Annotated in this window: 5 protein-coding genes and 1 pseudogene; all 6 read left to right on the top strand. The window is 66.4% G+C overall.

From position 1 onward, the window contains the following. Nucleotides 1–789, top strand: a 789-nt coding sequence (locus ACK5L9_RS06355; RefSeq protein WP_416910627.1) for a cytochrome D1 domain-containing protein, incomplete at its 5' end; no start/stop codon positions are given. A gap of 2 nt (nucleotides 790–791) precedes the next feature. Then, on the top strand, nucleotides 792–1,766 hold the full coding sequence (locus ACK5L9_RS06350; protein WP_416910626.1) for an Lrp/AsnC family transcriptional regulator: 975 nt from the start codon (nucleotides 792–794) through the stop codon (nucleotides 1,764–1,766). Continuing rightward, on the top strand, nucleotides 1,763–2,236 hold the full coding sequence (locus ACK5L9_RS06345) for an Lrp/AsnC family transcriptional regulator (protein ID WP_416910625.1): 474 nt from the start codon (nucleotides 1,763–1,765) through the stop codon (nucleotides 2,234–2,236). Before ACK5L9_RS06350 ends, ACK5L9_RS06345 begins: the two co-directional genes overlap by 4 nt. Then, entirely contained in the window at nucleotides 2,233–2,745 is a 513-nt protein-coding gene (locus tag ACK5L9_RS06340) for an AsnC family transcriptional regulator (RefSeq protein WP_416910624.1), read from the top strand. The genes ACK5L9_RS06345 and ACK5L9_RS06340 overlap by 4 nt, the downstream gene beginning before the upstream one ends. Next, complete coding sequence (gene nirJ / locus ACK5L9_RS06335; RefSeq protein ID WP_416910623.1) at nucleotides 2,733–3,956, top strand: heme d1 biosynthesis radical SAM protein NirJ; 1,224 nt, start codon at nucleotides 2,733–2,735, stop codon at nucleotides 3,954–3,956. Before ACK5L9_RS06340 ends, nirJ begins: the two co-directional genes overlap by 13 nt. Then, nucleotides 3,931–5,023, top strand: a pseudogene (locus tag ACK5L9_RS06330) (cytochrome D1 domain-containing protein); the annotation flags it as partial. The gene nirJ and the pseudogene ACK5L9_RS06330, both read left to right, overlap by 26 nt.

Here is a 5,023-nt window from a genome sequence, read left to right as displayed (position 1 = left end):
GGGGTGCGGGTCTTTGACGCCGACACGCTGGAGATGGTCGCCGATGTGCCCATGCGGTCGAAAACCGTGGGCATCGCCGATGCGCCGGGATCGCGTTTCGTCGTTGCCACATGGGACACCGGCGAGGTCTGGATTCTGGATCATGCCGCCGATCCGGCCAACCCCGTCATCACCCGGCTGCCGGACGTGGGCGCAAATCCGTATGACGCGCTGATGACTGGTGACGGGCGGACCTATATCGTCGGGCTGTTCGGCGAAAAGGGGCTGGCCGCCGTCGATCTGTGGCAGGATCCGCCTCAGGTCACGCGGTTCCTGCCCGATTACGGCAAGGATCAGCCCGATCTGCCGGTCTTCAAGATGCCGCATCTTCAGGGCTGGACGCTGGCCGATGGCGTCTTTGCCCTGCCCGCCGTCGGGCTGCATCAGCTTTTATGGGTCGATGCCGCCTCGCTGGCGGAAATCGCCCGCACCGATCTGGCCGGTCAGCCCGTCTTTGCCGTCGCGCGCCCCGACAAGCGCGAAATCTGGGTGAATTTTGCGCCGCCCGACAATGACAAGGTGCAGATCGTCGATGTGCTGACCCACCGGGTCATCGATACGCTGACCCCCGGCAAGGGCGTGCTGCATATGGAATTCGCCCCGCGCGGCCGCGAGGTCTGGCTGTCGGTCCGCGACGAAAACCGGGTCGAGATCCGCGATGCCCGCAATCACGAGGTTCTGGGCGAGATCGCGGCACAGGCCCCCTCGGGCATCTTTTTCACCGACCGCGCGCACCGGATGGGATTGTGACCATGGATGATACGGATCTGCGCCTGCTTGACGATTTTCAGCGCGACCTTCCTCTGGTCCCGCGCCCCTTTGCCGCGATGGGGGTGACGCTTGGTATCCCCGAGGCCGGGGTGATTGCCCGGCTTGGGGTGCTGCGCGGCGCGGGCCGGATCGCGCGGGTGGGTGCGACCTGCCGCCCGAATACGGCGGGGGTGTCCACACTTGCGGCGCTGCGCGTGCCGGATGCGCGGGTCGAAAGGGTGGCGGCGCTGGTAGGCACCGAACCCGGAGTCAACCATTCCTATCTGCGCGAAGGGGACTGGAACCTGTGGTTCGTCGCCACCGCCCCCGACCCGGCGCGGTTGGCCGCCAGCCTGGCCCGGATCGAAGCGGCGACCGCGTTGCCGGTCCTGTCGCTGCCGCTGGTCCGGGCCTTTAACATTGATCTGGGCTTTCGCCTGAACGGCCCGCGCCACGCCATGCCGCCCGACCGGCCCGCCGATCTGTCGGCGCTGCGCAACGGCGACCGGCCTTTGATGCAGGCGCTGTCCTCGGGGGGGCTGGCGCTGGTGCCGCGCCCCTTCGCGGCGTTGGCGGCGGATCTGAACCGCGACGAGGCCGGGTTGATCGCCCGCATCGGCGCGCTGGTCGAGGCGCGGCTGTTGACGCGTGTGGGGGTCATCGTCCGGCACCGCGCCCTTGGCTGGCGGCAGAACGCCATGGTCGTCTGGCGCATCCCCGAGGTCGCCATCCCCCGCGCCGGGGCGGCGCTGGCCGCCCTGCCGGGGGTGACACTGTGTTATCAGCGGCAAACCGTGCCGGGTCTCTGGGACTGGCCCTTGTTCTGCATGATCCATGCCCGCACCCGCCCCGAGGCGATGGCGGTGCTGGACCGCGCCCGCGCCCTGCCGGAACTGGCGGGCATTGCGCATCGTATCCTGTTCTCGACCCGCTGTTTCCGCCAGCGGGGCGCAACCATCCACGAGGCCGCCGCATGACCCGCCGCCCCCTGCCGCCCGAAGCGCTGGACGACACCGACCGCGCCATCCTGAACGCCCTGCAAGAGGGGTTTCCCCTGACGCCGCGCCCCTTTGACGATGCCGGTCTGGCTCTGGGACTCGGCGGGGACGATCTGATCGGCCGGCTGGCGCGCCTGAACGAGATCGGCGCGATCACCCGCTTTGGCCCGTTCTTTGACGCAGCGGCGATGGGCGGTGCCTTTTGCCTGTGCGCCCTGTCCGCTCCGGCGGATGATTTCGACCGCGTCGCCGCGCTGGTCAATGCCCATCCCGAGGTGGCGCATAACTATGCCCGCGACCACGTACTGAACATGTGGTTCGTGCTGGCCACGCCAACCCCGGACGGTATCGCCGCAACCGCCGCCCGGATCGAGGCCGAAACCGGCCTGACGGTGCTGCAATTTCCCAAGCTTGAGGAATTTTTCATCGGCTTTCGGGTGGCGGCATGAGCGTGCCCGACGCCACCGACCGCCGCCTGATCGCGGCCACGCAGGCCGGGCTGCCGCTGGTGCCCGCGCCCTATGCGCAGATCGCTGCGGAACTGGGCCTGACCGAGGCGCAGGTGCTGGACCGTCTGGCGGCGATGCAGGCGCGGGGCATTATTCGCCGCATCGCCATCGCGCCGAACCACTATGCGCTTGGGATGACTGCCAACGGGATGAGCGTCTGGGACGTTGACGATGCCCGTGCCTCGGCGCTTGGGCGGCAGGTGGGTGCGCTGGATTTTGTCAGCCATTGCTATCTGCGGCCCCGCGCGCGGCCCCTGTGGCCCTATAATCTGTTTGCGATGCTGCATGGCAGCGACCGCACCGGAGTCGAGGACAAGCGCGCCGAAATCCGCCGCCTGCTTGGCGATGCCTGCCGTTCCGATGACATCCTCTTTTCCACCCGCATCCTGAAAAAGACCGGCCTGCGCCTTCGCGACCCGCGAAAGAAAGGGGAAAGATGTTCCGCCTGACCCAATATATGCATCAGCTTCTGCATCCGACGCCTCCCCGGAAACGGCAAGGGCGTGGCCCGGTCAAGCCGGTGGTGATCTGGAATCTGACCCGCAGTTGCAACCTTAAATGCCGCCATTGCTATACGGTATCTGCCGACCGTTCTTTTCCGGGCGAGCTGACCCATGCTCAGGCGATGGGGGTGCTGCGCGACCTGTCGGATTTTCGCGTCCCCGCGCTGATCCTGTCGGGCGGAGAGCCGATGTCGCGCTTTGATTTCTGGGAACTGGCGGCCGAGGCGCGGAGGCTTGATTTCCGGCATCTGTCGCTGTCCACCAACGGCACGAAAATCACGACGCAGAATATCGACCGCCTTGCCGATCTGGGCTTTGACTATGTCGGCATCTCGCTGGACGGGATCGGGGCGGTCAACGACTGGTTCCGGGGCGTCGCGGGCGCGTTCGATCAGGCGCTGGCGGGCGTTCGGGCCTGCAAGGCACGGGGTGTCAAGGTGGGGCTGCGCTTTACCCTTACCCAAGGCAATGGCCACCACCTGCCAGCGATGCTGGATCTGTGCCGGAATGAGGGCGTGGACAAGTTCTATCTGTCGCATCTGGTCTATGCCGGCCGGGGCGACAAGCACCGGGCCGAGGATGCCGCCCATGACCATACCCGTCGCGCGATGGATCTGCTGATCGAACGGGCATGGGATGCCGTTCAGGCGGGCGGTTCGCTGGAGGTCGTGACAGGCAATAACGATGCGGATGCGGTCTATTTCCTGCGATGGGCCGAGGCGCGCTTTTCCGCCGCGCAGGTCAAGCATCTGCGCGCGCATCTGGAAAGCTGGGGGGGCAACTCGTCGGGGCTGGGGGTCGGCAATATCGATCCGCAGGGCAGGGTGCATCCCGACACATACTGGTCGGACTATACCGTGGGATCCGTCAAGGAGCGCCCTTTCTCGCAGATCTGGACCGGCGACGACCCGATCCTTGCCATGCTGCGCACAAGGCCACGCCCGCTGAAAGGGCGCTGCGGCGCATGCGCCTGCAAGGCGGTCTGCGGCGGCAATACCCGCATCCGCGCCCTGCAACTGACCGGCGATCCATGGGCCGAGGATCCCGCCTGCTATCTGGACGGCGACGAGATCGGCATCGGCGATGTCGCCACGGACCGCCTTGTCGTCACGCCATTCCGGGGGAAAAGCCATGATCCGGCGCATCGTTTCCTTTAGCCTGCTGCTGGCCAGCCCCCTGCTGGCCGATCCCGCTGCCGATTACGCCGAACATTGCGCCGCCTGCCATGGCGAGGATCGTCTGGGCGGCACTGGCCCGGCTCTGATTCCGGAAACGCTGAAACGCGTCAGCAATATCGACAGCGTGATCGCCGATGGCCGGGTCCAGACACAGATGGAGGGATTCGCTGACCTGCTGCCTCCGCCCGCCATTGCCAGGCTGGCGGAATATGTCATGCAGCCGCTGGATCACCGTCCGGACTGGGGCATGGAACAGATCGCGGCCAGCCGCGAGATGAACGCCGGTTACAGCCCCGCAGCCGCACCGATCTTTGACGCCGATCCGCTGAATGTCACGCTGGTGGTCGAAACCGGTGATCACCATGTCAGCGTTCTGGATGGCGACAGTTTCGAGGTGCTGGACCGCTTTGCCACGCCCTTTGCCGTGCATGGCGGCCCGAAATTCAGCCCAGACGGGCGGTTCGTCTTTATCATGTCGCGCGATGGCTGGGTGCAGAAATACGACATCTGGTCCCTGACCGAGGTTGGCCGCGTGCGCGCCGCCCTGAACAGCCGCAATATTGCCATCAGCCCGGACGGGCAGCGGATCGCGGTGGCGAATTACTTGCCCGAAAGCCTGACCGTGCTGGATGCGGGGCTGGACCCGGTCAAGGTGATTCCGGTCGCGCCCGACGGCAAGCCCAGCCGTGTCAGCGCCGTCTATCAGGCCCCGCCGCGCGACAGTTTCATTCTGGCGCTGAAAGACGCCCCCGAGATATGGGAGATCGCGGCCGGCGACCTGTCGGTCCGCCGTATCCCTATTGCCGAACCGCTGGACGATTTCTTCTTCACGTCGGACTATGCGCAGTTGATCGGGGCCAGCCGCGAAGGCGACAAGGGCGTGGTCGTTGCACTGGACGATGGCCATCAGATCGCCGAACTGCCGCTGCCGGGCATGCCGCATCTGGGATCGGGCATAACCTGGGAACGCGACGGGCACCGGGTCATGGCCACCCCGCATCTGGGCGAGGGGTGTTGTCGGTCATCGACATGCGCGACTGGACCCT

Origin of the sequence: Paracoccus sp. (in: a-proteobacteria), from assembly GCF_047973135.1 — a bacterium.
In the GTDB taxonomy this organism is placed as follows: domain Bacteria; phylum Pseudomonadota; class Alphaproteobacteria; order Rhodobacterales; family Rhodobacteraceae; genus Paracoccus.
Note: the sequence above shows the minus strand (reverse complement) of the source record. Positions and strands in the feature narration are given on the sequence as shown.